Here is a 24,004-nt window from a genome sequence, read left to right on the forward strand (position 1 = left end):
AATGATTGAACTTTCTGTTAGATAAAGAGCGGCCTCAAAGAAGAGCGCTTATTTCTTTGAGGCGCTTTTTATTTAACTAAAGCAAGGAACGATTTTTAATATACATCCGTATCCGCATTATATTTCGCTAAATTATCTTTAACATCTCGCAAGAACTTACCTGCTTGTTGTCCATCTAAAATTCGATGATCAATAGAAAGACATAAATTAACCATATCTGCCACTTTAAAGCCTCCATCTGCGGTTGGCACAAGGCGTTTATTAATTGACTCTACTTGTAATATCGCAGCTTGTGGATGGTTAATAATTCCCATCGATTGGACGGAACCTAGTGTTCCAGTATTATTAAGAGTAAAGGTCCCTCCTTGCATTTCTTTGCTTGCTAGCGTTCCTTGTCGGACTTCTTGTGCCAAGCGATTGATTTCTTTAGCTAGCCCTGCAATCGAATAGTTATCCGCTTGTTGAATCACTGGCACATAAAGATGCTCGTCTGTCGTTACAGCTATGGATAAATTAACATCTTTATGATAAATAATTGAGCCATCATCCCAAGATGTATTGATTTTTGGATTTTTCTTTAACGCTTGAATGACTGCTTTGGCAAAAAATGGGAAGAAGCTTAGAGACAGGCCTTCTTGTTGTTTAAATTCATCTTTTAATGAATTTCTAAGTTGGACTAAGTTGGTCACATCCGCTTCCACCATTAACCAAGCGTGAGGGATTTCGTTGACACTTTGGACCATTTTTTTAGCAATTGCTTTACGTACAGGATCTGCAGAGACAATTTTATCTGTGGTTGTTTCAGTTGGACTAGCTGTTGCGGCACTTTCATTTTGCGAAGCAACTGGCTCCTCTGAAATTGAAGGGCTAGTTCCTGGACTCACTGTTTTCTCAGGTGTTCTTGCCTGTGTTGGTGTAAAGTTTGTAACATCTTTTCTAGTAATTCGACCATCACGACCTGTCCCTGTAACTTGTGTTAAATCAATCTTTTTTTCTTGGGCAATTTTAAGGACTGCTGGGGAATAACGACCATTATTTTTTTGATGGGACGTCGCAGTGCTTGTTGTTTCAACCGTTTCATGTTCTTGTGCTTGTTCCGCACTTGCTTCTTTCACTGGTGCTAAAGTAGCTTCTTCTGTTTTTTCGGTTGTTTCTTCTGTCTCTAACGTCATCACCGCTGTTCCGATGGGCACATCTGTATCTAGAGAAATCAGAAATTCTTTTACTACACCATCAAAATCTGATGGGACTTCCGTGGTGACTTTATCAGAAACGACTTCCATTAAGGGATCATAGCGTTTCACTGAATCTCCTGGTTTAACTAACCATTGGACAATGGCTGCCTCTGTGACACTTTCGCCTAGATGAGGCATTTTGATTTCTTTTGTGGCCATTTATTTTTTCCTCCTTGCTTCAATTAAAATTCTGCTAATTCTTTCATTGCTGCTAATACTTGCTCTTCATTGATTAAAAATTCTCTTTCTAAAGGTAATGCATAAGGCATGCTTGGACAATCAGGTCCTGCAAGTCGTTGAATCGGTGCATCTAAATCAAAGAGAGCATCTTCTGAAATCATTGCCGCAATTTCACTCATCACGCTGCCTTCTTTATTGTCTTCTGTTACGAGTAAAACCTTCCCTGTTTTCTTAGCTGCAGCTACTAATGTTTCGCGATCTAAAGGATATAATGAGCGAACATCGACGATTTCGGCATCAATTCCTTCAGCGGCTAGTTTTTCCGCCGCAGCTAAAGCTAATTGCAAGGTCATGCCGTAACTAATCACGGTTAAATCACTACCCGTTCTAACGACATTGGCTTTGTCAATTGGTACGATATAATCATCTGCAGGCACTTCATCTTTTAGTAAACGATATAAACGCTTATGTTCGTAAAAAATGACTGGATCATCGGAACGAATCGCTGCTTTAATCATCCCTTTTGCATCATAAGGATTAGAGGGGGTCACCACTCTTAATCCTGGTTGTCCACAAAAAACTTTTTCTGTAGACTGAGAATGATACAGCCCACCACGAACACCGCCGCCATAAGGGGTCCGATAAACGATTGGCGCAGTCCAATCGCCTTTTGTTCTATAGCGCATTGTCCGAGCCTCTGATAACAATTGATTGGTTGCAGGCAAAATGTAATCCGCAAATTGAAATTCACCAATTGCGCGATAGCCCATTAAACCTAAGCCGACAGCTAAACCACCAATTAAGCCTTCTGTTAACGGTGTATTAAAACAACGCTCGTCACCGTATTTAGCAGCCAAGCCCTTTGTTACACCGAACACGCCGCCTTTGTCGCCGCCGACATCTTCTCCAAAAATAACTACTTTTTCATCACGAGCCATTTCTTCAGAAATTCCTAAGTTAATTGCTTCTAAATAAGTCATCTCAGCCATTATATTTCTTCTCCTCTTCTCTTATTTTGCATACACTTCTTCTAAAATTGATGTCGGTACAGGATCTGGCATTGCTTCTGCTTCATCCGTTGCTTGATTGATTTCTGCACGAATTTCTTCATCAATTTTGGCAATGTCTTCGTCTGTTAAATAGCCCTCTTCTAATAATTGTTTTTCAAAAAGCTTCACTGCATCGTTCTTTTTCATCTCTTCAATTTCTTCTTTTGAACGATAAACAGATTGATCATCGTCAGCGGAATGAGAAGTCAAGCGAGAAACCATTAATTCAATCAATTTTGGTCCTTTTTTCCCGCGAGCCGCTTTTACTGCTTCTTTAAACGCTAGATAGACTTCAGTAAAATCACTACCATCAACGGTCACACCTTCAAAGCCATAAGCTTTCGCGCGATCGGCCATTCGTTTATTGGCATACTGTTCTTCAATTGGGACAGAAATCGCATATTCATTATTTTCAACAACAAAAATGACTGGTAATTTTTTTACGCCTGCAAAGTTCATAGCTTCTTGGACTTCTCCTTGATTGGCAGAGCCTTCCCCAGTGGTGGTCAATGCAACAAAATCAGCTTTTTGAAGTTGCGCTGCATAACCAACACCTGTCGCTAATGGCATTTGTGTACTTACTGTTGAAGAGAAGGAAACAATATTATGCTCTTTTGAACCATAATGATTCGGCATTTGACGACCATGGGAAGAAGGATCCGCTTCTTTTCCAAAAGAACCCATTAAAATATCTTTGGAGGTCATGCCCCAAACCAAGCACGCGGTCATATCACGATAATACGGTAAAAAATAATCTTTTTGAGGATCAAAAGCCATCGCCATCGCTACTTGTGCAACTTCTGCCCCTTGACCAGAAATATTGAAAGAGGTCTTACCAATCCTTGTTAATTGCCACAACCGTTCGTCTAAACGACGTCCTCGTAGTACTTGACGATATGCCTGAATCAATTCTTCTTTTGATAAACCCGATTTTTTAAGCGTTTTCATTTTCATCAACCTTTCTCTATTTGTGAATTGCTAAGCCATAAGTATCTAAGGCTGCTTCTTGCAATACTTCTGTCATTGTTGGATGCGCATGGATTGCTTCACCAATTTCAATGGGCGCGGCATCTAAATACATGGCAGTACTTGCTTCGGCAATTAAATCCGTGACATGTGGCCCAATCATAGAAACCCCTAATAAATCATCGGTCTTCTTGTCACGAATTACTTCTATAAAGCCATCTGTTTCTCCATAAACAAGTGATTTACCATTACCATTAAAATTAAAGGTACCAATCACTACTTCTTTATCTGCTGGTAAAGTTTCTCTAGTATAGCCGACACTTGCTATTTCAGGATTTGTATAAACACCTCGAGGCACGTTTGTATAATTTAAAGGTTCAACTGTCTCGCCTAAAAGATGCTGAACAGCTAGCTCTCCTTCTTTCATAGCCACATGCGCTAGTTGAAGTGTATCGATACAATCACCAATCGCATAAATATGTCCTTCTGTGGTTTGATAAAATTCATTTACTTCAATGCCTTTGTCAGTATATTTCACTGAGGTATTCTGTAACCCTAACTTATTGATATTGGGTTGACGACCAATTGCTACCATGACTTTGTCAACAGTGAGGCTTTCTTGTCCTACAACTTCTACTTGAACCTTCTGTCCGGTAACTTTCGCTTCTTGGACTTTGCTACCTAATAAAATGTTAATTCCTCGTTGCTCTAAACGTTTCTTTAATTCTTTAGAAATTGTTGCACTTTCATTTATAAGTAACCGATCCAAAAATTCAATGATAGTTACGTTGACACCTAAACTATTTAATAAAGAAGCCCACTCGACACCAATAACGCCACCACCAATAATTGCAATTGATTCTGGTAATTCTTCTAATTCAAGCATCCCATCAGAAGATAAGATAAATTCTTCATCTAATGGCAAATTAGGTAACGTTTTAGGACTAGAGCCTGTCGCAATAATGACATTTTTAGGAACGATAATTTCTTCTTCCCGTGTTGGATCATTAAACGTAACTGCCACTGCGCCAGAGACTGGTGAAAAAATGGAAGGACCTAAAATCGCACCTTCGCCTGCTAAAATTTTGATTTTATTTTTTTTGCATAAGCCTTCAACACCTTTGTGCAACTGCTCAATAATTCCTTCTTTCCGTTGTTGTATTTTAGAAAAATCAATGGACGCTGCCTCTGTTTCAATCCCAAAAGAAGCCGCTTGTTTTAAGGTATCAAAAACCTCTGCGCTTCTTAATAAAGCTTTTGTAGGGATACAGCCTTTGTGCAAACAAGTGCCACCTAATTTGTATTTTTCAACAATTGTGACGTTTAGCCCTTTTTGTGCGGCTCGAATTGCTGCTACATAGCCTCCTGTTCCGCCACCTAAAATCAGTAAATCTGTTTGTTCCGCCATTTTGATCACTCCTGCTCAATTTTTGCTTCACTATAATTTAAAGCTTGTTCTTCCCCTGTTAATACTCGATTGACGCCTTCATATAAAGCAGCCATCTCCATTTCACCTGGGTAAACCTTAATTGGTGCAATCCAAGTGACTTTTTGAGTAATTTCTTGAACAACGGTTTGCGAATAGGCTGCGCCCCCTGTTAAAATAATTGCATCAATTGCGCCTTCAAGAACCACGGCCATCTCGCCAATACTTTTTGCGATTTGGTAACACATTCCTTTTAAATAGTAATTTGCTGTTTGATCACCTGCAGCTATTTGTGCTTGGATATGCCGTAAATCTGTTTCACCTAGGTATGATTTAAGGCCGCTATTACCCGCAATTAGCTTTTTCACTTGGCTAATCGTTAACTCCTGTTCAAGTATCCATTGCGCAAATTCAACGAGCGGTAAGGCGCCACTGCGTTCAGGCGTATAAGGACCTTCACCATCAAGCCCATTTACCACATCCACCATGCGGCCTTTTTGATGCGCCCCCAAGCTAATGCCCCCACCTAAATGAACAACGATAAAATTGCTTTGCTCATATGTTTTCCCTAAATCCTCAGCGATTTTTCGAGCGACCGCTTTTTGATTTAAGGCGTGACCAACGCTACGCCGGTGAATGCCTTTTAATCCGGAAATCCTGGCTAATGGCTGTAGCTCATCTACAACAACAGGATCGACAATAAAGGCTGGCACGTGATATTTTTCTGCAAACTCATTGGCTAAAATCGCCCCTAAATTTGAAGCATGGGTATTAAAGCGTTCTGTCTGCAAGTCTTCTAGCATTTGTTGATCGACAAGATACGTACCGCCAGGAATAGGCTTAAGCAAACCACCACGCCCTACGACAGCGGCTAATTGTGTGATGTTATGTGTTTCTAAAAATTCCGCGATCATTTGTTTTCGAAATGATGTTTGACTGACAACATTTTCAAAAGGTGCCAATTCTTGGACGCTATGTCTAAGCGTTTCTTCCGCCAAGCAATCATGATTAGCAAAAAGCGCTAACTTAGTGGAGGTCGAGCCAGGATTAATAACCAATACTGTTTCCATTGTTTTCTGCTCCTTTTTTTAAACTTGTCTCATGGCAAATCTTAATGAATGGAATTTGCTTTCTGTCGAATCGCTTCTAGATGTTAAAACGACTGGGACTTTTGTGCCAACAATCGTTCCTCCCACCTTGGCGTGCCCAAACAAGGTTAATGATTTGTATAAACAATTTCCAACATCAATAGTTGGAACCACTAAAATATCTGCATCCCCCATGATAGGACCGCTGTAACGTTTATGCGCAACCGCTTCTTCAGAGGTCGCTAAATCAAGCGAAAGTGGACCAAAAACCGTAGCCTCTTGTTGATTATTAAAATGTGCCGTGACTTCTTTTGCTAAAACAGACGAAGGCATTTTAGGATTGAAATTTTCCGCTGCGCTTAACAAAGCAATTTTCGGGTGATGCAGTCCCAATTTTTGGGCGACTTCTTTAGCATTTTCAACAATTTCAATGAGGGTCGCTTGAGTGGGGGCGATATTCATCGCACAATCGGTTAACAAGAAGGTTTTCCCCGCAGGCAGCTCCACCATTGCTACATGGGAAAGAATCGGTTTATTTTTTAATTGATGCTCACTTTTCAACATTTCTTTTAGTAATGTGTGGGTCTGAATAATTCCTTTCAATAAAATTTGTGCTTGACCAGTTGCAACTAAACTGACAGCTTCCTGTGCTACCGCGGCCTCATCTGAGCAATGAACATATTTCCAGAGATTTTCAGTATCAAGATTTTCGTTTGTATCAAATACAATAAACTGCAACGGTTGCTCGGCTTCTTTTAGTGCTTTTTTAACTAACTGTAAAATCTCTGGTTGTGAACCTCCTGCAATTGAAACAGTGATCATTTTCTCACCTCATTTTTTCTTCTTTACACTTTAAATCTACCTTAGTATGTAAGCGCATACAAATTGTTAATTTTTATGTCCTTATTAATATTTTTTATAGAGAAGGAAAAGCTTAGTAAATCAAGCTTTTCTTTCTCTAAACAATTGTTATCTAATTTGCTTTTCATGAAAAAACTTCTTTTCTAAGAATGAAAGGAAAACTTATGCTTCGGCACAGCTGTTTATTTATGTCAGATTCTAAACCATGTTATACTTTAGATACTTATTTTTAGGAGGAATTAAATGGCACTACTACTATTCTTTTTGTTTATCGCCCTACTAGGATTTGGTATATTAAAAATTAATAACCGCAGTATCCTCGGCGGTATCACTCTGGCTTCTGGCACCTTATTGTCATTAGTCACCTTACTATTTATCGGACTAGACAAAATTTATTTACATTTTAAGAATGGCGACCTAATTACTTTGGCAATTGCTTATCTATTAATTCCCTCTGTGTTTATCGGCATTTGCCTTTACTTTATTTTTAACTCACGTACGATGCAAACGAAAGAAGGCAAAAGTGTCACGGCTAAATTGTCTGCTGGCCTAGGACTGAACTTATTAATTGCTTTACCCGCCTTTCTATATTTATTATCAGTTGGCACAGCGCAAATACCTTATGTGCTTTTTCTGCTCTTACTTTTTCTATTGTTAATGGATCTTTTGCTGACCTTTCTATTTGCTGCTTACGTCTTGTATTCATGGATGTACCAAATGATTCCTTTAAAAAAAGCGGTTGATTATATCATTGTTTTAGGTTCGGGAATTCGTAGCGAGGAAGTACCTCCACTTTTGAAGAGTCGGTTAGATAAAGGGATTGAATATTATGAAAAAAATCCCACCGCTAAATTTGTAGTCAGCGGTGGTCAAGGTCCTGACGAACCTGTGGCCGAAGCTTTCGCAATGAAAAAATATTTGCTTTCACAAAATATTCCTGCAGAAGCAATTTTGATGGAGGACCAATCCACAACCACTTATGAAAATATGTTGTTTTCTAAAGCAATAATTCAGGCAGATTGGCAAAAGATGCCGTCTGATTCTAAACAACCCTCTGTTATTTTTTCAACAAATAACTATCATGTCTTACGAGGAGCTATGTATGCCCATCGTGTCGGCTTAAAAGCTGAAGGTGTCGGGGCGCCAACTGCCTTATATTTTTTACCAACTGCTCTAATCCGAGAATACATTGCCTTACTGGTTCATGATAAGCGAATTGTGCTTTTTGTTTTTCTACTTGTCACTCTTCTTTTAGGAATCAGTATCTTACCCATCTAAAAAAACAGCGACTCACATTTTTGTGAGTCGCTGTTTTTATTTTTTTAATATAAAAAGGTTTAATGAACGTAATTGGCTATCAATGCAATCAGCCATAAATGAAGCGGATAGAATCCGTAAAATAAATATTTGAAAAATGGTGCTTTGCTTCCTCTCTCACCATTGTAAAGCGATATAAATGGTAACACAGTGATAAACATAAAATCAGAATTATAAGCTAACATTTCAATTGTCGTTGGCCAATCTCCCAACCATTGAAAACTTGTAACTAAGAAAAAGAGCGCTAATGCACCATATAAACAGTTCCGTAAGACAAGTCTCTTTCTGGCTAAATACGTAATCAACATAAAAGGTAACATCACAATGCCACCTTCAGCAAACATTGCTCCTATTCCTAAAATTGCTAATATACTAATCAATAAAACAATTTTTAAACTGATTTTTGGCATCTCTAGCATCGCTTTTGTCACAATTAACATACTGACACCAAGGGCTAAGGTGAAGAAAATATTGTTGTGAACAGCGACAGCTGGATTATTCACTAAATGATTTAGCAGCGTATTTCCAACAAACATGATTGCTGCCCAAATATACAAACGACCATTGTAACGATAAACATTCCGTGTATAGTTGAACCCTTCTACAGCCATGTAACCAAAAAACACACCGACACAACGAGTAATTACATGAAAAATCAGTGCCCATTCTGGCGGAACAAAATAACTAATATGGTCAAGAACCATTAACCCCATCATCAATAACTTTAAGCGATTTGCGTTCATGAATCGTCTCCTTTATTTTTTCTACAGAAACTATCATATCTTTTTATATAACAGAAAACAACGAACATTCTTGTTAGATTCAACCATTCTTTTTGTCACTTTCGTTAAACTTGGTACCGCAAAGATAAATCTTCAAATAAATAATGTTGGTATTTAAATTGTTCAAAATGAATTTTTCGAATTTCTTGCTTAATGGCTATTAAGCATTCATCGACCGTCATCAATGATTCTTCTTTTAGAAGCGCCTCTTCTATTAATAATTTACATTGGCAATCAATCAATAAAAGTTGACTATAAAATGTGTAAAATGTTTCTTTATTTAATTTTTCAATCAAATTTTTAGCTTGATTCTGCAGCTTTTGATAACATTTGGTCAATTTTTGGTAATCCATTAAATCAACTAACTGACCTTGTTTTAACATGTTACTAAAGTCTAAATCCCAAAGCATTTCTTTAGTCGGCTGTTGCAATAAATAATACATAGAATGACTACTAATAATTTCAGTGGTCGGTTCTTCAATTGTTTCATAAAAAGTCACAAAATATTCTCGCTCAATCACAGTAATAATTTCTTCTTCTGAAAGCTCACAATCTTCTAAATTTTGATAGAATATCAATAATTTAATCCGCTCATCTATTTTATTCAGCGAAGCGACTAATTCAGGAAAAAGAACCGACTGACAATTTTCTACTAATTCTCTTGCCTTATTTTGTTCATTTTTATAAAAGTTGTATAACTTTTTCCGCTGTTTTAACGAGTTTAGTAAGTTATCGGGTATATTCCAGTAATATTGTTTCTTCATAGCATTCCCACTCTTCTTTTTTATGTACAATTTTACAAAATTGGTCTTAGCCAATTTCGTCTCTAGTTATTCTATCAAAAAAGTGACGCTTTTTTACTGACAATAATTACTCGTTTTACGCCCAAAAAGTGAAAATTCAGCTGTTAAGTAATTATTGGGGCTTGTTTCCCGCGGGCCGAAAAAACTTTTTCCTTTTAAAAGTCCAGAAAAAGACCTACACTAGAGATAGACAAACGTTGGAGGGATTTAAATGGATTTACACTTAACGAATAAATTAGCATTAATTACTGGTTCAACCAAAGGAATTGGCAAAGCAATTGCGATTGAAATGGCTCGTGAAGGGACCGATGTCATTATCAATGGGCGCAATGAAGCCGAAGTAATCAAAGTTGTTGAAGAAATACAAACAATGTTTCCAGACACTCATCCTCAAGCAGGAACTGCCGATATTTCCATTGAAAGTCAACGAACTACTTTACTTGAAAAATTCCCTAAAGTCGACATTTTAGTGAATAATATGGGGATTTTTGAACCAATGGAATACTGGGACATCGATGACGCCACTTGGGAAAAATTTTTTACTGTGAACGTGTTGTCAGGCAATGCATTAGCAAAAGCTTATCTACCTAAAATGCTTGCACAAGATTTTGGTCGCATTATTTTCATTGCTAGCGAAGAAGCGGTGATGCCTTCTGGCGAAATGCCCCAATATAGCATGACAAAAACGATGAATCTTTCCTTAGCTAAAAGTTTATCCAACTTAACTGTCGGCACACATGTCACCGTTAACACGGTTATGCCTGGCTCAACCCTTACCGAAGGTGTAGAAAAAATGTTGGAAGATATGTACGCTGATTCAGACATTCTTAAAGAGGATTGGGAAAAAGATTTCATGAAAAATCATCGTTCTCGTTCACAAATCCAACGGCTCATTCGACCAGAAGAAATTGGTCGTTTTGTTACCTTTGTGGCCAGCCCGGATTCTTCTTCTTTCTCAGGAGAAGCCTTAAGAATCGATGGCGGCTTAGTTCCAACGATCTTCTAAATTAAACAAAAAAGACAGCCAGCAAAAATTCACATTTTTTTTCTGGCTGTCTTTTTAAGCATATTAATTGATTACTTACCAAAAGTAAGTTATATTTATCTCGAATTCGAAATAAAAAGAGGTGAAACAATGAACCAACAGCAAGAAGCTTTAAAAGCCTATATCGGTTTATTAAGAACCAGCCATCGACTAGAGCAACTTGCCAAGCAAGATGTTACTTGTTATGACTTAAACATTACAGAATTTTCAGTATTAGAGCTGTTACTCCATAAAGGTCCTCAGACCATCCAAAAAATTAAGGAGAAAATTTTAATCGCTAGCAGTAGCACCACTTATGTTATTGACCAATTACATAAAAAAGGCTATGTAACGCGCACCCCCAGTGAAAAAGACCGACGCATTACTTACGTTGAATTAACAGAAGCTGGAAAAACATTAATTGAAGAAATTTTCCCGACGCATGCAAAGCGAATTGCAGAAGCATTTGAACAACTCTCTTCCGAAGAATTAACACTTCTTCAAAAAACTTTACGAAAAATAACAAATGAAACGAAATGAGGAAATAATGATGAAAAAAGAAGATCAATTATTAGGAATCCACCACGTTACAGCTATGACAAGTGATGCAGAAAAAAACTATCACTTCTTTACAGACGTTTTAGGGATGCGTTTAGTCAAAAAAACAGTGAATCAAGATGATATCTATACTTACCATACCTATTTTGCCGATGATTTGGGTACACCAGGTACAACCATGACCTTTTTCGATTTTCCCAATAACCCTAAAGGATTAAAAGGAACCAATACAATTTCAAGAACAGGGTTCCGGGTTCCTTCAGATGCAGCTTTGACCTATTATGAAAATCGCTTCAATGAATTTGCTGTCAAACACACAGGTATTTCTGAAGAATTTGGTAAAAAAGTCCTTCGCTTCTGGGATTTTGATGATCAAGCGTATCAATTAATCTCTGATGAATTAAATCAGGGTGTTGCAGCGGGCACCCCTTGGAAAAAAGGACCTGTCCCTACAGAATTTGCGATTTATGGCTTAGGACCTGTCGAAATAGCTATTTCCTATTTTCATGAATTCAAAGAAGTCTTTGAAGAAATTCTAGGCTTTCACGTAGTGGCACAAGAAGGCAATCGCTATTTACTTGAAGTTGGCCAAGGTGGCAATGGTGCCCAAGTCGTTTTGGTAGACGATGATACTAGCTCACAAGCACAACAAGGATATGGTGAAGTACATCACGTTGCATTCCGCTTAGCGGATCGTAAATCACTTGGGACTTGGCAAGCGCTCTTTGATCATTTAGGCTTACAAAACTCTGGCTATGTCGATCGTTATTACTTTGAATCATTGTATGTTCGCATTGGACATATTTTAGTCGAATTAGCCACCGATGAACCAGGATTTATGGGGGACGAACCTTACGAAACATTAGGAGAAAAGTTATCTCTTGCGCCATTTTTAGAAAACCGTCGTGAGTATATTGAGAGTGTTATCAAGCCTTTCAATACAAAACGAGCCTAAGGAGGAAAAAACATGCATTCAATTTTAAAAAAAGGACATCCTGAAGCACCTGTCTTTGTGCTACTTCACGGTACAGGTGGTGATGAAACATCTCTCCTACCAATTGCCCAAGAACTAAATAAACAAGCTACTGTGCTAAGTATTCGTGGTGATGTTTCAGAAAATGGAATGAATCGTTATTTTAAGCGCCTAGCGGAAGGTCATTATGACTTAGAAGATCTAGAAAAACGCGGCGAGGCGCTTCATAAGTTTATTCAACAAGCCGCTAACGAGCATCAATTTTCATTGGATAAAATTATTTTTATTGGCTATTCAAATGGGGCCAATATCGCTATTCAATTATTGCTTACTCATCCCGATAGTTACCATCAAGCTGTCCTCTATCATCCCATGTTTCCTGTTGAATTGACCAATCAACCAGACTTGACCGACACTTCTGTTTTATTATCTCTAGGAGAGCATGACCCAATTGTTCCACTTCCTGAAAGTATGCGTGTGATTCAATTATTTCAGAATCATGGAGCAACCGTACAAGAGGTTTGGACACAAAGTCATCAATTAACTTATCAAGAAATTAAGGAAACACAAACTTGGTTGGCACATCTGTCCTCTTAACAAAAAAGTGGGTCCTAAGTCGAAATGACTTAGGACCCACTTTTTCTATTTTAAGATAATTCACTGTCTGAGCTTCTTTTTATTCTGCCATTTGAACAACTATTTTACCAACTGCATGGTGCGTTTCACTGAGTGCATGTGCATCATAAATCCCTTGTCTAGAAAAAGGGAAAACTTCACCAATAATTGATTTCACTTTTCCAGCTGCCATCAAATCAGCAATTTTTTGTAATTGTTCTCCATTTGGTTGAAGCCAAATACTTTCAGCAGAAATATTTTTTTCGGCTGCCAATTGTTTATCTTCAATGCCCACAATTGAAACAAGACGACCGGTGTTTGGTTTTAAGACGTCAAAACTATTTTTTTGAACCTCACCACCCATTGTATCAAAGACCAAATCAACATCAGTTAATACCTCTGCAAAATTCGTTGTATGATAATCAATCACTTCATCTGCACCAATTTTTTTCAGTAAGGCATGATTTTTTGCGCTAGCGGTCGTGATGACATGTGCGCCCGCTTCTTTTGCTAGTTGAATCGCATAAGTACCGACCCCACCTGCACCAGCATGAATTAAAACAGTTTCTCCTTCTTTAAGGTGACCATGATCAAACAATGCTTGCCAAGCGGTTAAACCAGCCAACGGAACGGCAGCCGCTTCTTCAAAGCTAATTGTTTCAGGGATTTTTGCTAATAAATGATCATCCACAATCGTTACTTCTGCATAGGTGCCAAAATGAGTAGTTTCAGGACGAGCAAAAACTTTATCGCCAACTTGCCAATCCGTTACTTGACTCCCCACCTCTGTAATCACACCAGCGACATCCCAACCAAGAATAATCGGAAAGGACCAATCAAACATCTGTTTTAAATATCCTTCACGCAATTTCCAATCAATCGGATTAATTGATGTCGCGTATTCTTTTACCAACACTTGATGTTCCGATAATTCTGGCAGTGTTACTTCTGCTTCTTCAAGTACCTCTTTACTTCCGTACTGATTAATCACAACAGCTTTCATAAACCAACTTCCTCTCATTTGTTTCATTTTTCACACTTTTAGTATACGCCTATTGCCTTCTTTTTATATAAGAATATGCTTTAGTTAAATTGAGAGAAAGTGTATTCATTATTAATCTCGATCTGTTTTAATTTAATTAGTTATGCATTTACGCGTTTAATTTCACGATGTTTATTCAATAAATAGGCCAAACCAAGATTAATGCCAACAAAGCAACTGATTGTCAGAAGAAGTGGCAGGACAGTAAAACCAGTGGATTGATAACCAACCATTGCTTGCAAGACATGGAGCATTCTCAGGCGCATTGGTGCCCCCCCTAATTGTGCAATCGTGCCCAGTAAAATAGGAATCATTAATAACAGCAATAAAACAATGAGTTTTTTTACGCCATCTATCCGATCATTAAAGACACCTGCTAACAAGCCAAGTGAGCCACTAAGCATTAGTAAGATAAAAAAGAGCAACCACGACATGAAAAAGTCTCCTTGCGCATAGACATCAATTAATTTCATTGATAATTGAAAATGAGAAATGAAATTGCCGCTAAATACTTTAATCAGTACAAGTACAGCCAAGGATCCAACCAAAGATAAAATAGCATTACTTACAAAATTCACCAAAAAAATTGTCCAGCGGGAAAGCCCGTTTTGAATAAACAGTTTAAAATCTGTGTTTACCCCTAAAAATGATAGTATCCCCATAAAAACCAGACAAGGAATTACTGCATCAGAGCTGACAGTATTTACGTCGTTAGAAAAGAGCAAGCCAATAAGAGGAAAAAGAATGCCGAACAAAGCATAAAAGCCAAAATAAATTGCTAAAGAACGGACTTGATAAATAACACGATACTGCAAAGCTGTTTTAAATTTCATTTTACTTTTCCTTCTTTCTATTGGTTAATTGCACAAAATATGTTTGTAAATTTAGCGGCGCAATTTGAACCTCTGCTTTTTCAGTCGGCAAGTCGCCGTACACGTAAGCCGTAACTGCTCCACCTAAAGTGTCCATGCCTAAGATTTCCAATGACTGAGTATAGCGCTCTACTTGTTCTTTCGGCCCAGAAACAATGCGACCGTTTTTCAAAATTGTTTCAATAGATTCTGCGCGAATCAATTTTCCTTGATCAATGATGATAATATCTTCTAATAAATTCGCAATTTCTTCAATCAAATGGGTAGAAATCACAAACGTACGGGGACGTTCTTGGTATGTCTCAATTAAATAAGTATAAAATAATTCCCGATGATTGGCGTCTAAACCTAAGACTGGCTCATCTAAAAAAATATACTCACAGGGGACGGATAGCGCCACTATTAGTTTAGCAATACTCCGATAACCAGTTGATAATTTTTTGAATGTCTTTTTACCATCTAAATCAAAATCGCTTAACATTTGTTCGGCTAAAGACCAGTCAAATGATCCATAAAAACCTTCAGTCGTTTTAAAAATATCTTTAATTTTTAACTGAGGAGGAAACAAATTATCTTCACTCATTAAGTAAATATGAGTCAAAGCAGCCTCATTATCGGTCACTGTTTCTCCCGCCAATTTAACGGAACCTGAAGTGGCAAAACTTCGATTATTTATGATATTTAATAACGTACTTTTACCAGCCCCGTTTCTGCCTAAGAGCCCATAAATCGTTTCTTTTTCAAAAGTAATTGAAATATTATCTAGTGCTTGTTTTTGATGATATTTTTTACTTACTGATTCCACCCGCAAACTCATGCGTCATACCCTCTTTCAATTAGTTGTTTTAATTGTTCAGCTGTGATCCCTAATTTTTTGGCTTCGGCGACAACTTCTAAGACTTCTTTATTTAAAAATTCTTCTTTCCGTGCACTTCTTACTCTCTCTTGAGCGCCTGGTAAGACAAACATGCCAATCCCCCGTTTCTTTTCAATCAGCTGTCGTTCTACTAATAAATTCATTCCTTTTAAAACGGTGGCTGGATTGATTTGGTAACTTTTTGATATTTCTGTGGTTGAGGGAATTTGTTCGCCTTCTAAGTAAGCGCCATTAAAAATTCCTTCGGCAATCTGATCGGCTACTTGCTGAAATAAAGGTTTTTCCCCCGAAAAATTAAATTCCATTTTTACACCTCGCTTAAATGGTTAACTACTTATGTAACTAACTATATATCCTAGAAATTCTTTTGTCAGTAAATATCCACCCGCATAGCGGGTGGCTTTTTAATAGCCCTAGAAGGGCTCGCTACCTGCTGCTCCCTTTAAGGGAGCTTTTTTTAGAGACCGCCAACCGCTACCATTCTATTCTTATCTAGTTGTTACTTACTAAATGGATCTCTATACTCTCTTTTGTTTATACTATCCCTTACTCGATCTTCTGCTTCTTGTTCTCGTATATACTTAGCTATCGTTTTTTGGTTCAGACCTACAGTGCTCACATAATAGCCTTTTGACCAAAATGATCTATTCCCATAATTATATTTTAAATTCGCATGACGTTCATGAATGATTACTGCACTTCTTCCTTTTAAGAAACCCATGAATCCTGATACACTCAACTTCGGCGGGATTCTTACCAACATATGGATATGGTCAGGCATTGCATGAGCTTCAATGATTTCGACTTCTTTCATTTCACACAATTTTCTCAGTATTTTTCCAATATCCTGCCTTAACTGACCATAGATTACTTTTCTTCTATATTTTGGTGTAAATACAAGATGGTACTTACAATTCCAACGAGTATGTGCTAAACTTTTATCGTCGTTCGACATACAAAAACTCCTTTCGATTAGATAACGGTTGGTAGCCTTTATCTATTATATCGAAAGGAGTTTTTATCGCTAAAGCTCTGAGCTCCACGCGCAGTACGCGTGGTTTTTTTGTCGAAATCTCTTTAGAGATTTCAACTGACTAAAGTCATTAATAAAAAAACCATTGTTTCCAAAGAAATTTTTCTTTGAAAACAATGGCTATACTTTTGAGTTTATTGAATGGTTTCGTTCTTATAGGGTTCCATTGTATAACAATTCATCGGTTGTTTCGTTGACAATTTTTAAGCGATTTTGTTTTTTTATCAAAATACTTTTATAGGTCGTTCCTGTAGCCTTTTCTTCCATCACAAGAATGCGTTTATACTCATTATCAGTGACTTTCTTAATCGTTGTTTGATTTAAGGACGGGATTTTTTCTTTTAGCGTTTTTTCTTCCGCCAGACCTTTTAAGATTTCTGATTCTGTAGTGGAACTTGTGGATTTACTAGAATCGCTTGATACACCTTCGTTATTAGACGTACTTTCAGATGACTTGCGACTTGATTCAGTTACTTTAGGCTGTGATGATTCACTGGTATTGGTTGAATTCATTTGAGTTTGGGTTTGATTCCCACATGCACCAATTAGCAACCCAACGCCTAAGATAGAACTTGCTAAAATTGTTTTTCTAATCATTTGCATGACCTCCTACATCTATCATTACTTTAACCTTAACATTTTTCAGCTAAGAGAACAATTTTTCAGATTAGAAAAGACCACTAGTCGTTATTTAAATAAACGAACTAGTGGTCTTACTTATTTAGGAATGATCTTCATATGAGTGAGTGGGTAATAAACAAATTGTGCTTTCCCTAAGATTTGATCTGCATGTATTGCACCAAAAGAACGGCTGTCTTTGGACATACGGCGATTATCACCAAGCACAAAATAGCTATCTTTAGGTAATTTTTCTTGCATTAACAATTCTTTTGAATCAAAATTCGTAGTGTAAGGCATCGTTTCATGATCTTTTTTTCTGTTTTTAGTTAAATACGGTTCAGCGATTGGCTGATTATTGACATATAATTGATCGTTTTCGTAACGCACAGCTTCTCCTGGTAAACCAATCACACGTTTAATCAGAATCGATCCTGTATCTGTTTTAAAGACCACCACATCAAACCGTTTAATGGTGGAGAATTTTTCCATCACAATCATATCTCCTTGATTCAAGGTTTTTTGCATGGAATGGCCATCCACCCGAACAGGAATCAGGAAAAATCCTCTTAAAATAAAAACGGCTACGATTGCTGGTACTAAGATTTTCAGAAAGTACATTAAATACCCAACATAATCACGTTTCTTCTTCAACTTCGTGCCACCTTTTTTCTAGTTTTTTTGAATTTCTTTGACTGCTGTATCGTAGGCAGCGTCATTTTCAAGAATTAATTTACCTAAAGTGGCTTCAATTTTTGTGGCTGTTTCATTGTCGATTTCTCCAGTTACAGGCAAGCCATTTTTCTGTTGAAGATCGCTAACCGCTGCTTTTGTTTCTGCAGTGTAGTTTGCATTGTTTTCATCAACAGGATACGCTAATACAGCTAAAATAGCATTTAAGTTCTGAATATCTTCAGATTGATCTCCTTCTTTTAGCGTTTTATCGCGAGGAATCAATTTTAAATAGGCATACTCGGGGTAATCAGCTTTGATGGTTGGTTCAATTCCTTTTTCGTTGATCCATTCGCCTTTTGGTGTTAACCATTTTAAAACAGTCAATTTTATTTCGGTTTGGTCATTTAAATCTTTCACCGTTTGGACCGTTCCTTTGCCAAATGTTTTCGTTCCAATTAGTGGGACATTCGCAGATTCATGCAGTGCTGCAGCAAAAATTTCGGATGCACTGGCACTATTGCCATCAATGATAACTGCAACAGGTTCTTTTACTTTAAAGCCGTCGTCTAATTCTTTGGAAGCAACTTCTTTCATCGTACGTCCTTTTTTGTCTTCAAATTGAACAATTGTTTCGCCATTTTTTAAAAACATACTGGCCATTCGCTCTGCTTGATCTAGCAGTCCACCAGGATTTTGGCGTACATCAATTACAAAGGATTTAGCTCCTTTGTCTCGTAAATTCGTGATTGTTTCTTTCAATTCTTGATATGTTTTTTTACCAAAGGACGTAATTTTAATCGAGCCAATTTGCGCATCATTTTTGTCTAACTCACCAGTCACTGTTTTAACGGGAATTTTCCCACGTTTGATTGAGATATTTTTAGTTTCTCCCTCTCTTTGGATAGTCAATTCAACGGAAGTTCCTTTTTTACCTCGGACTTTTGAGACGACTTCTGCTAGTTTCATCCCTTTTGTAGCTGTACCATCAACTTTTTTAATAATATCGCCTTCTTTGATTCCCGCTTTTTCAGCTGGGGAATCTGCTACAGGGGCCTCTGCTACAACTGGTTCGCCATCTTTCATTGTCATAGTGGCACCAATTCCTTCAAAATCGCCAGATAAGCTTTCGTTTAAATCATTGGCAGCAGATTCATTTAGATAAGTTGAGTATGGGTCTCCAATAGCTTCAGACATGCCTTTTAAGGCGCCTTCAACTAATTCATTTTTATCTACTTCACCTACATAATTGGTACTAATTTCATTATATAAATCCTGCACTTTGCTTAAATCAGCATTGGTAATTGCCCCTTCTTGACTCATCTTTTTAACACGATGATCAAAATAAATATAACTACTTCCTCCAGCTAAAAATGCGACACAGAGGAGCGAAATAATATATTGATAAAAAGGAACAGTTCGTTTGTTCTTCATAGATTTCATCTCATTTCTAACAAATTCGTCACTACTTTTGTTTACTATAACATGAATGAAAAAAGAGGAAAAGCTTTGTTTGCTTTTCCTCTGGATTTATTTATTGTTTTCAAGGTACTTTTCCCATAACTCATCAAAGATGTCCATGTTGCTTAAATAGTCAGCATTCATTTCTAAATAAGAAGAAAGTTCATGATAATCCTCGGTTTGTTTTGGAAACTGAATATCTTTGGCCGCTTCATTGGCAAAATCAGTTTCAGGATCTTTAGCCGGACCTTTTAATGTCATTAAGTAATGGTAAAAGCTTCGTCTCATGTAAATTAGTCACTCCATTTTTCTTCAATAAATTCACTTCTACGTTGATGGGACAATCCATAACGCAAAGCGTCTTTTTTATAAAAGTCTTGATGGTATTCTTCAGCAGGATAAAATGGTGCTGCTGGTTCGATGGTGGTAACAATTGGTTCTGTAAAACGGCCGCTATTAGCTAGACGTTCTTTACTTTTCTCAGCAATTTCTTTTTGTTCTTGAGAACGATAAAAAATAACTGGCCGATAATTATCGCCGCGGTCTTGAAACTGGCCGAAAGCATCAGTAGGATCCGTTTGTTGCCAATAAATATCCACTAATTGTTCGTAAGAAATAATCGCTGGATCAAAAGTGATTTCTACTGCTTCCGTATGGCCTGTTGTGTGTGTTAGAACCTGTTCATATGTTGGATTAGGCACGTGCCCACCTGTATAACCCGAAACAACTGAGATAATCCCTGGTTGTGTATCAAAAGGCTGCACCATACACCAGAAACAGCCGCCTGCAAAAATTGCTTTTTCTTCCATCTCTAACACTCCTTTTTTATTTCTCTTTTGGCAAGTATATATTCATACGAATGTCATCGTCAACTAAATTAATCTTTTCTGCTCGAACAAATAGACCATTTTGCATTCTAAACTGATCTAAACGTAATAAAACAGTTTGATCATCTGGATTGATTTCAACCCATTTAGGTAGTTTGTAAGAACGTTTAGCAAATTTCAATACTTCTTTAATTGGCAAGCCTAACGTTCCTATAGATAAACTTTTTGCTTTTAATTGTACATTACCATTCGCCATCACGTAAGGATCAAAATATAAGTAAAAAGGAATGTCATGCCCTAACACCTTAAATGTTCCATTTAATAAAGCATCATTTTCTAAATAAAATTTATATTTAATCTCCGAGCCTTTTTGAAAGTCGGCTAAATAAAAGTCAATCAGTTTGTTCACTTGTTGTTTTTTTGACTGAATGGTGACGACTGGCTCGCCTTCTTTTTCAACAATTGCTGGTATTTTCTTTAAATCTGGTTCGCGAACTTGTGTTGCTCGAAATGTCACGAAAGCTACACTACCAATGATTAAACCCACTAGAACAAGAAAAGCGATTTTCCAGGGATTTCGTTTAAGATTGGTTGGTTGTGTCTTTTTAATTGATTTACTTGTTTTTGGCTTTTCTTCATTCATTTTATTCACTACCTTCTGATTTGGTTATCCATTCTTTCTCTGTCTTGACCATTTCATCCCGGACAGCTCCGGCCATAATTTGGTAGCCAAGATTATTCGGATGGAAGCGATCTTCTTCATATAACAAATTGTTTAAATCCTCTTTGCTAGCACTACTTCCTGTAGTTTCTGAGTCACCACCAGTTACGCCAACTTCATCGCCACGACCTTTATAGAGTAAATCATTGATAGGAATGAAATAGGCTCGTTTTTGCTCTTGAACCATTTCTTCGGTTGCTTGATTCCAGTTATCAACGATTTCTTGCATTTCTGTAATTTCGGAAAAGTTTAAGTAGAAGGGATTGTAAATTCCTAAGACATAAATAGGGGCCTTCTCGTTGTACTCTCGGATTTCTTCAAGTAGTCGTCTTACTCGGCGTTGATAGGCTTTTTGTGGACGATTGAACGAGCTGACTTTCAAGTCGAAAATATTACTACTAATTACTTTCATTAAGTCATTTCCACCAACCGTTAGCGTAATCACGTCCGCAGAGGCAAGGCCCTTTTGAATTTCAGGTTTCTCTTTGATTCGTTTTAAAATTTGATCACTACGATCCCCATTTTTCCCAAAATTGTCTGTTTGAACACCGTTCAAGTTGTAGTGTTCTTTTAAATCATCTGCCACAATAGGAACAAAACCTCCACTATTCGTCAAATCGCCAATTCCTTCAGTTAAAGAATCACCGATAGCTGTATAATGAATGACTTCTTTTTGATTTTTTTGAGCAGTTGTGGCCACTTTCTCTTGCTTTAATAGTGGCTTTGCTTTGGGGATGGCCACACTTAACAATGTAAAAACACCTAGCGCAATGAGGATAGGTGTTAAGACGGTCAGCAAAATATGCTGTGTTTGTTTTTTCATCTTCGTCACTTCCTTTTAAATAAACCAACAAGAAATTTTCCTTTTCTTGTTAGAAAGAGGTTGCGTCTACTCGTTTAAGAGTGAGACCCAACCTCGTTATTTCTTAGTCTGTATAGTACATAATAGCAAAGGCATTTTTTCCTGTATGTGTTGCAATGACTGGATTCGTATGTAATACGGGAATATCCATGTCTTTAAAGATTGCTTGTAATCCTTCTTTGAATCCATTTGCTAGTTCTAGCCCATCCGCATGAGAAATGCCAATTTGTCGAACATTTGGAATCTTACTTAATTCTGATTTCAATTCGTCAAACCATTTATTAAACGTTTTAACGCCTCGGCCTTTCGCTACAGGAATCAATTCCGTATTTTCAAAGTCCATGACAACTTTCATATTAAAAATGTTTGATAATAATCCTGTTGTACGGCTGATTCGTCCACCTTTAACCAAATTATCCAATGTTGAAATGCCAATGTATAATTTAGTATTTTGTTTGACGCGTTCAATTTCAGCTAAAATTTCTGGAACACCCGCTCCCGCTTGTGCCAATTTTGCTGCTTGAATGACTTGGAAAGACAAACCTTGGTCTGTAAAATCGCTATCAATCACCGTTACTTTACTTGATGATAAGTTGCTAGCTTGACGGGCCGCTTCAACCGTTCCACTTAAGCCTTTTGTCATGTGAATCGAAATTACTTCACTGCCATCTTCACCTAAGCGATCATATAATTCTACAAATTCACCAATTGGTGGTTGACTCGTTTTGGGTAAGGCCTTCGCATTAGCCATCATGTCCATAAATTTTTCGCCTGGCAAATGATCATCATCTGGATAAACAACGCCATCAACCATAATTGATAAAGGCATCATATGGATATTTAATTCATCTCTAAGACTTTTTTCCATCGTACATGAAGAATCCGTTACGATTTTAACGTTTGTCATAAATTTATCACTCTTTCTTTAAAAGGAACCTGTTTTCATGGTAGAATACCATTAAACGGTTAATTATCTAGTTATAGTATAACAGACACTGCCGAATTTTTCATCAAATTAAAATAAAGGAAGTGAATTTATTGGAAAAAACGCATTTCTCAAAAAAATACCTAATCGTGAACGAAGTCTTAAATGCAGTTACACATGGCATAGGCGCAGGTTTAAGTATTGCTGGCTTAGTCATTTTACTTGTTAAAGGAGCTCGTTTAGGCTCACCAATTCACGTGGTATCTTATGCTATTTATGGCTCCATGTTGATTCTACTTTTTTTATCTTCAACGTTATTTCATAGTTTAATTTTTACAAGAGCCAAAAAGGTCTTTCAGGTCTTCGATCATAGTTCTATTTTCTTATTGATTGCTGGCAGCTATACGCCGTTTTGCTTAATTAGTATTGGCGGTTGGTTAGGTTGGACCTTGTTTAGTTTAGTCTGGTTAATCGCCATCGTCGGTATTGTCTATAAATCCCTCACGTTGCATAAACAAGAAACTGTGAAAAACATTTCAACGATTATTTATATTGTTTTAGGTTGGCTCTGTATCATCGCTGCTCGTCCGTTATATGAATCTCTTGGATTTACAGGAACAGCGTTATTGGTCGCAGGAGGCGTGTCTTACACATTAGGTGCAGCCTTCTATTCATTGAAAAATGTGCGGTTTATGCATGTAGTTTGGCACTTGTTCGTCATGCTTGCAGCGATCCTCATGTATTTTTCTGTTCTCTTTTATACGTAATCACAGCACAATAAGAACACGATGCTCAAAGCATCGTGTTCTTTTATTGCCCTAAATCTCTTTATTATAAAGGATTATTCTTCTTTTCGAATTATTTTAACATAAATTAGTAGAAAAGACTTTACAAAACGAACATACATTCGTATAATAACAATACGAACACTCGTTCGAATCAAATGAAGAGGTGATACACATGGAAGCAATTCGTCGTGTTGGATTTTTATTTTTTGTATTGGTTATAGGTATTTTTTTGGGAACATTAGGATTACGTCTTGCTTTTATGATCGTGACGCCGTTATTTATTCTTTGGTTTATGTCATGGGATGAGAAGCGTTATACACGTACACGTAAACAACAGCAAGCAAGATACGTTTATCGTAAGTTCCCTTAATAAATAATAAAACGGTGTGTTCCCCCCAAGCTATGCTCCGTTTTTATAAATATGTCAAA

27 protein-coding genes and 2 pseudogenes are annotated in these 24,004 nt (G+C 37.2%); 7 read left to right on the forward strand and 22 right to left on the reverse strand.

Annotated elements, in window-relative coordinates:
* Positions 1-95: 95 nt before the first annotated feature.
* From IGJ90_RS07250 to ptb, 7 genes and pseudogenes are all read right to left on the reverse strand, one after another.
* Positions 96-1,031 (reverse strand): annotated as a pseudogene (locus IGJ90_RS07250) (dihydrolipoamide acetyltransferase family protein); the annotation flags it as partial.
* 192 nt (positions 1,032-1,223) lie between these two features.
* Positions 1,224-1,394: pseudogene (locus IGJ90_RS07255) on the reverse strand (biotin/lipoyl-containing protein); the annotation flags it as partial.
* Positions 1,395-1,417: 23 nt separating this feature from the next.
* Positions 1,418-2,404: an alpha-ketoacid dehydrogenase subunit beta gene (locus IGJ90_RS07260; RefSeq protein ID WP_002357475.1), complete on the reverse strand. Its 987-nt coding sequence runs from the start codon at positions 2,402-2,404 to the stop codon at positions 1,418-1,420.
* A gap of 21 nt (positions 2,405-2,425) precedes the next feature.
* The gene (locus IGJ90_RS07265) at positions 2,426-3,418 is read right to left on the reverse strand and encodes a thiamine pyrophosphate-dependent dehydrogenase E1 component subunit alpha (RefSeq protein WP_002360226.1); all 993 of its coding nucleotides are present in this window, start codon (positions 3,416-3,418) and stop codon (positions 2,426-2,428) included.
* A gap of 10 nt (positions 3,419-3,428) precedes the next feature.
* Positions 3,429-4,838: a dihydrolipoyl dehydrogenase gene (gene lpdA / locus IGJ90_RS07270; protein WP_033626645.1), complete on the reverse strand. Its 1,410-nt coding sequence runs from the start codon at positions 4,836-4,838 to the stop codon at positions 3,429-3,431.
* Positions 4,839-4,843: 5 nt separating this feature from the next.
* A complete protein-coding gene (gene buk, locus IGJ90_RS07275) occupies positions 4,844-5,926 on the reverse strand; it encodes a butyrate kinase (RefSeq protein ID WP_002381869.1) in 1,083 nt (360 codons plus the stop codon).
* 18 nt (positions 5,927-5,944) lie between these two features.
* The gene (gene ptb / locus IGJ90_RS07280) at positions 5,945-6,766 is read right to left on the reverse strand and encodes a branched-chain phosphotransacylase (protein ID WP_002364006.1); all 822 of its coding nucleotides are present in this window, start codon (positions 6,764-6,766) and stop codon (positions 5,945-5,947) included.
* 282 nt (positions 6,767-7,048) lie between these two features.
* Here ptb and IGJ90_RS07285 point away from each other — a divergent pair, with 282 nt between their 5' ends.
* Complete coding sequence (locus IGJ90_RS07285; protein WP_002398753.1) at positions 7,049-8,083, forward strand: YdcF family protein; 1,035 nt, start codon at positions 7,049-7,051, stop codon at positions 8,081-8,083.
* A 59-nt stretch (positions 8,084-8,142) separates the two neighbouring features.
* Here the strand turns inward: IGJ90_RS07285 and IGJ90_RS07290 are convergent, their stop codons facing one another.
* Positions 8,143-8,865 carry a TraX family protein gene (locus IGJ90_RS07290; protein WP_002357468.1) on the reverse strand — a complete coding sequence of 241 codons (723 nt, stop codon included), beginning with the start codon at positions 8,863-8,865 and terminating at the stop codon, positions 8,143-8,145.
* Between the two features lie 104 nt (positions 8,866-8,969).
* On the reverse strand, positions 8,970-9,722 hold the full coding sequence (locus tag IGJ90_RS07295; protein ID WP_002385886.1) for a DUF7006 family protein: 753 nt from the start codon (positions 9,720-9,722) through the stop codon (positions 8,970-8,972).
* A 196-nt stretch (positions 9,723-9,918) separates the two neighbouring features.
* Here IGJ90_RS07295 and IGJ90_RS07300 point away from each other — a divergent pair, with 196 nt between their 5' ends.
* The 4 genes from IGJ90_RS07300 (at position 9,919) to IGJ90_RS07315 (ending at position 12,859) form a co-directional block, all read left to right on the forward strand.
* A complete protein-coding gene (locus IGJ90_RS07300; protein ID WP_002366739.1) occupies positions 9,919-10,713 on the forward strand; it encodes an SDR family NAD(P)-dependent oxidoreductase in 795 nt (264 codons plus the stop codon).
* A gap of 129 nt (positions 10,714-10,842) precedes the next feature.
* Positions 10,843-11,271 carry a MarR family winged helix-turn-helix transcriptional regulator gene (locus IGJ90_RS07305; RefSeq protein ID WP_002366740.1) on the forward strand — a complete coding sequence of 143 codons (429 nt, stop codon included), beginning with the start codon at positions 10,843-10,845 and terminating at the stop codon, positions 11,269-11,271.
* A 10-nt stretch (positions 11,272-11,281) separates the two neighbouring features.
* Positions 11,282-12,244, forward strand: coding sequence for a ring-cleaving dioxygenase (locus IGJ90_RS07310; protein ID WP_002381868.1), 963 nt, complete (start codon positions 11,282-11,284; stop codon positions 12,242-12,244).
* Positions 12,245-12,256: 12 nt separating this feature from the next.
* Positions 12,257-12,859, forward strand: coding sequence for an alpha/beta hydrolase (locus tag IGJ90_RS07315; protein ID WP_010709448.1), 603 nt, complete (start codon positions 12,257-12,259; stop codon positions 12,857-12,859).
* Positions 12,860-12,938: 79 nt separating this feature from the next.
* Here the strand turns inward: IGJ90_RS07315 and IGJ90_RS07320 are convergent, their stop codons facing one another.
* From IGJ90_RS07320 to IGJ90_RS07380, 13 genes are all read right to left on the reverse strand, one after another.
* On the reverse strand, positions 12,939-13,907 hold the full coding sequence (locus IGJ90_RS07320; RefSeq protein ID WP_438767874.1) for an NADP-dependent oxidoreductase: 969 nt from the start codon (positions 13,905-13,907) through the stop codon (positions 12,939-12,941).
* Positions 13,908-14,020: 113 nt separating this feature from the next.
* Positions 14,021-14,752 (reverse strand): hypothetical protein, encoded by a 732-nt coding sequence (locus IGJ90_RS07325; protein ID WP_002366744.1) that lies wholly within the window; start codon positions 14,750-14,752, stop codon positions 14,021-14,023.
* Position 14,753: 1 nt separating this feature from the next.
* Positions 14,754-15,608, reverse strand: coding sequence for an ATP-binding cassette domain-containing protein (locus IGJ90_RS07330; protein WP_002366745.1), 855 nt, complete (start codon positions 15,606-15,608; stop codon positions 14,754-14,756).
* Positions 15,605-15,973, reverse strand: a complete 369-nt coding sequence (locus tag IGJ90_RS07335; RefSeq protein ID WP_002357453.1) for a GntR family transcriptional regulator — start codon at positions 15,971-15,973, stop codon at positions 15,605-15,607. Before IGJ90_RS07335 ends, IGJ90_RS07330 begins: the two co-directional genes overlap by 4 nt.
* A 194-nt stretch (positions 15,974-16,167) precedes the next feature.
* Positions 16,168-16,623, reverse strand: a complete 456-nt coding sequence (gene tnpA / locus IGJ90_RS07340) for an IS200/IS605 family transposase (protein WP_002366027.1) — start codon at positions 16,621-16,623, stop codon at positions 16,168-16,170.
* A 231-nt stretch (positions 16,624-16,854) separates the two neighbouring features.
* Entirely contained in the window at positions 16,855-17,304 is a 450-nt protein-coding gene (locus IGJ90_RS07345) for a hypothetical protein (RefSeq protein WP_002366747.1), read from the reverse strand.
* 114 nt (positions 17,305-17,418) lie between these two features.
* Positions 17,419-17,973 carry a signal peptidase I gene (lepB, locus tag IGJ90_RS07350; RefSeq protein ID WP_078131213.1) on the reverse strand — a complete coding sequence of 185 codons (555 nt, stop codon included), beginning with the start codon at positions 17,971-17,973 and terminating at the stop codon, positions 17,419-17,421.
* Positions 17,974-17,991: 18 nt separating this feature from the next.
* Positions 17,992-19,434 carry a S41 family peptidase gene (locus IGJ90_RS07355; protein ID WP_002366748.1) on the reverse strand — a complete coding sequence of 481 codons (1,443 nt, stop codon included), beginning with the start codon at positions 19,432-19,434 and terminating at the stop codon, positions 17,992-17,994.
* An 87-nt stretch (positions 19,435-19,521) separates the two neighbouring features.
* Positions 19,522-19,740, reverse strand: a complete 219-nt coding sequence (locus tag IGJ90_RS07360) for a YozE family protein (RefSeq protein ID WP_002357449.1) — start codon at positions 19,738-19,740, stop codon at positions 19,522-19,524.
* 5 nt (positions 19,741-19,745) lie between these two features.
* Positions 19,746-20,261: a peptide-methionine (S)-S-oxide reductase MsrA gene (msrA, locus tag IGJ90_RS07365; RefSeq protein WP_002357448.1), complete on the reverse strand. Its 516-nt coding sequence runs from the start codon at positions 20,259-20,261 to the stop codon at positions 19,746-19,748.
* A 16-nt stretch (positions 20,262-20,277) separates the two neighbouring features.
* Positions 20,278-20,931, reverse strand: a complete 654-nt coding sequence (locus IGJ90_RS07370; RefSeq protein ID WP_438767877.1) for a YpmS family protein — start codon at positions 20,929-20,931, stop codon at positions 20,278-20,280.
* Complete coding sequence (locus IGJ90_RS07375; RefSeq protein WP_002365717.1) at positions 20,924-21,823, reverse strand: SGNH/GDSL hydrolase family protein; 900 nt, start codon at positions 21,821-21,823, stop codon at positions 20,924-20,926. Before IGJ90_RS07375 ends, IGJ90_RS07370 begins: the two co-directional genes overlap by 8 nt.
* A 103-nt stretch (positions 21,824-21,926) precedes the next feature.
* Entirely contained in the window at positions 21,927-22,769 is an 843-nt protein-coding gene (locus IGJ90_RS07380; protein ID WP_002357444.1) for a DegV family protein, read from the reverse strand.
* 131 nt (positions 22,770-22,900) lie between these two features.
* Here IGJ90_RS07380 and trhA point away from each other — a divergent pair, with 131 nt between their 5' ends.
* Positions 22,901-23,554, forward strand: coding sequence for a PAQR family membrane homeostasis protein TrhA (gene trhA / locus IGJ90_RS07385; protein WP_002357443.1), 654 nt, complete (start codon positions 22,901-22,903; stop codon positions 23,552-23,554).
* Positions 23,555-23,747: 193 nt separating this feature from the next.
* A complete protein-coding gene (locus IGJ90_RS07390) occupies positions 23,748-23,945 on the forward strand; it encodes a hypothetical protein (protein ID WP_002360203.1) in 198 nt (65 codons plus the stop codon).
* Positions 23,946-24,004 lie beyond the last annotated feature (59 nt).

This window comes from Enterococcus sp. AZ129 (assembly GCF_051714505.1).
Lineage (GTDB): Bacteria > Bacillota > Bacilli > Lactobacillales > Enterococcaceae > Enterococcus > Enterococcus faecalis.

Bases quoted from the DNA above. Each gene is read 5' to 3' on its own strand.
- IGJ90_RS07260 (WP_002357475.1), bottom strand. From the start codon at position 2,404: ATGGCTGAGATGACTTATTTAGAAGCAATTAACTTAGGAATTTCTGAA.
- IGJ90_RS07265 (WP_002360226.1), bottom strand. From the start codon at position 3,418: ATGAAAATGAAAACGCTTAAAAAATCGGGTTTATCAAAAGAAGAATTG.
- lpdA (WP_033626645.1), bottom strand. From the start codon at position 4,838: ATGGCGGAACAAACAGATTTACTGATTTTAGGTGGCGGAACAGGAGGC.
- buk (WP_002381869.1), bottom strand. From the start codon at position 5,926: ATGGAAACAGTATTGGTTATTAATCCTGGCTCGACCTCCACTAAGTTA.
- ptb (WP_002364006.1), bottom strand. From the start codon at position 6,766: ATGATCACTGTTTCAATTGCAGGAGGTTCACAACCAGAGATTTTACAG.
- IGJ90_RS07285 (WP_002398753.1), top strand. From the start codon at position 7,049: ATGGCACTACTACTATTCTTTTTGTTTATCGCCCTACTAGGATTTGGT.
- IGJ90_RS07290 (WP_002357468.1), bottom strand. From the start codon at position 8,865: ATGAACGCAAATCGCTTAAAGTTATTGATGATGGGGTTAATGGTTCTT.
- IGJ90_RS07300 (WP_002366739.1), top strand. From the start codon at position 9,919: ATGGATTTACACTTAACGAATAAATTAGCATTAATTACTGGTTCAACC.
- IGJ90_RS07305 (WP_002366740.1), top strand. From the start codon at position 10,843: ATGAACCAACAGCAAGAAGCTTTAAAAGCCTATATCGGTTTATTAAGA.
- IGJ90_RS07310 (WP_002381868.1), top strand. From the start codon at position 11,282: ATGAAAAAAGAAGATCAATTATTAGGAATCCACCACGTTACAGCTATG.
- IGJ90_RS07315 (WP_010709448.1), top strand. From the start codon at position 12,257: ATGCATTCAATTTTAAAAAAAGGACATCCTGAAGCACCTGTCTTTGTG.
- IGJ90_RS07320 (WP_438767874.1), bottom strand. From the start codon at position 13,907: ATGAAACAAATGAGAGGAAGTTGGTTTATGAAAGCTGTTGTGATTAAT.
- IGJ90_RS07325 (WP_002366744.1), bottom strand. From the start codon at position 14,752: ATGAAATTTAAAACAGCTTTGCAGTATCGTGTTATTTATCAAGTCCGT.
- IGJ90_RS07330 (WP_002366745.1), bottom strand. From the start codon at position 15,608: ATGAGTTTGCGGGTGGAATCAGTAAGTAAAAAATATCATCAAAAACAA.
- IGJ90_RS07335 (WP_002357453.1), bottom strand. From the start codon at position 15,973: ATGGAATTTAATTTTTCGGGGGAAAAACCTTTATTTCAGCAAGTAGCC.
- tnpA (WP_002366027.1), bottom strand. From the start codon at position 16,623: ATGTCGAACGACGATAAAAGTTTAGCACATACTCGTTGGAATTGTAAG.
- IGJ90_RS07345 (WP_002366747.1), bottom strand. From the start codon at position 17,304: ATGCAAATGATTAGAAAAACAATTTTAGCAAGTTCTATCTTAGGCGTT.
- IGJ90_RS07355 (WP_002366748.1), bottom strand. From the start codon at position 19,434: ATGAAATCTATGAAGAACAAACGAACTGTTCCTTTTTATCAATATATT.
- IGJ90_RS07360 (WP_002357449.1), bottom strand. From the start codon at position 19,740: ATGAGACGAAGCTTTTACCATTACTTAATGACATTAAAAGGTCCGGCT.
- msrA (WP_002357448.1), bottom strand. From the start codon at position 20,261: ATGGAAGAAAAAGCAATTTTTGCAGGCGGCTGTTTCTGGTGTATGGTG.
- IGJ90_RS07375 (WP_002365717.1), bottom strand. From the start codon at position 21,823: ATGAAAAAACAAACACAGCATATTTTGCTGACCGTCTTAACACCTATC.
- IGJ90_RS07380 (WP_002357444.1), bottom strand. From the start codon at position 22,769: ATGACAAACGTTAAAATCGTAACGGATTCTTCATGTACGATGGAAAAA.
- IGJ90_RS07390 (WP_002360203.1), top strand. From the start codon at position 23,748: ATGGAAGCAATTCGTCGTGTTGGATTTTTATTTTTTGTATTGGTTATA.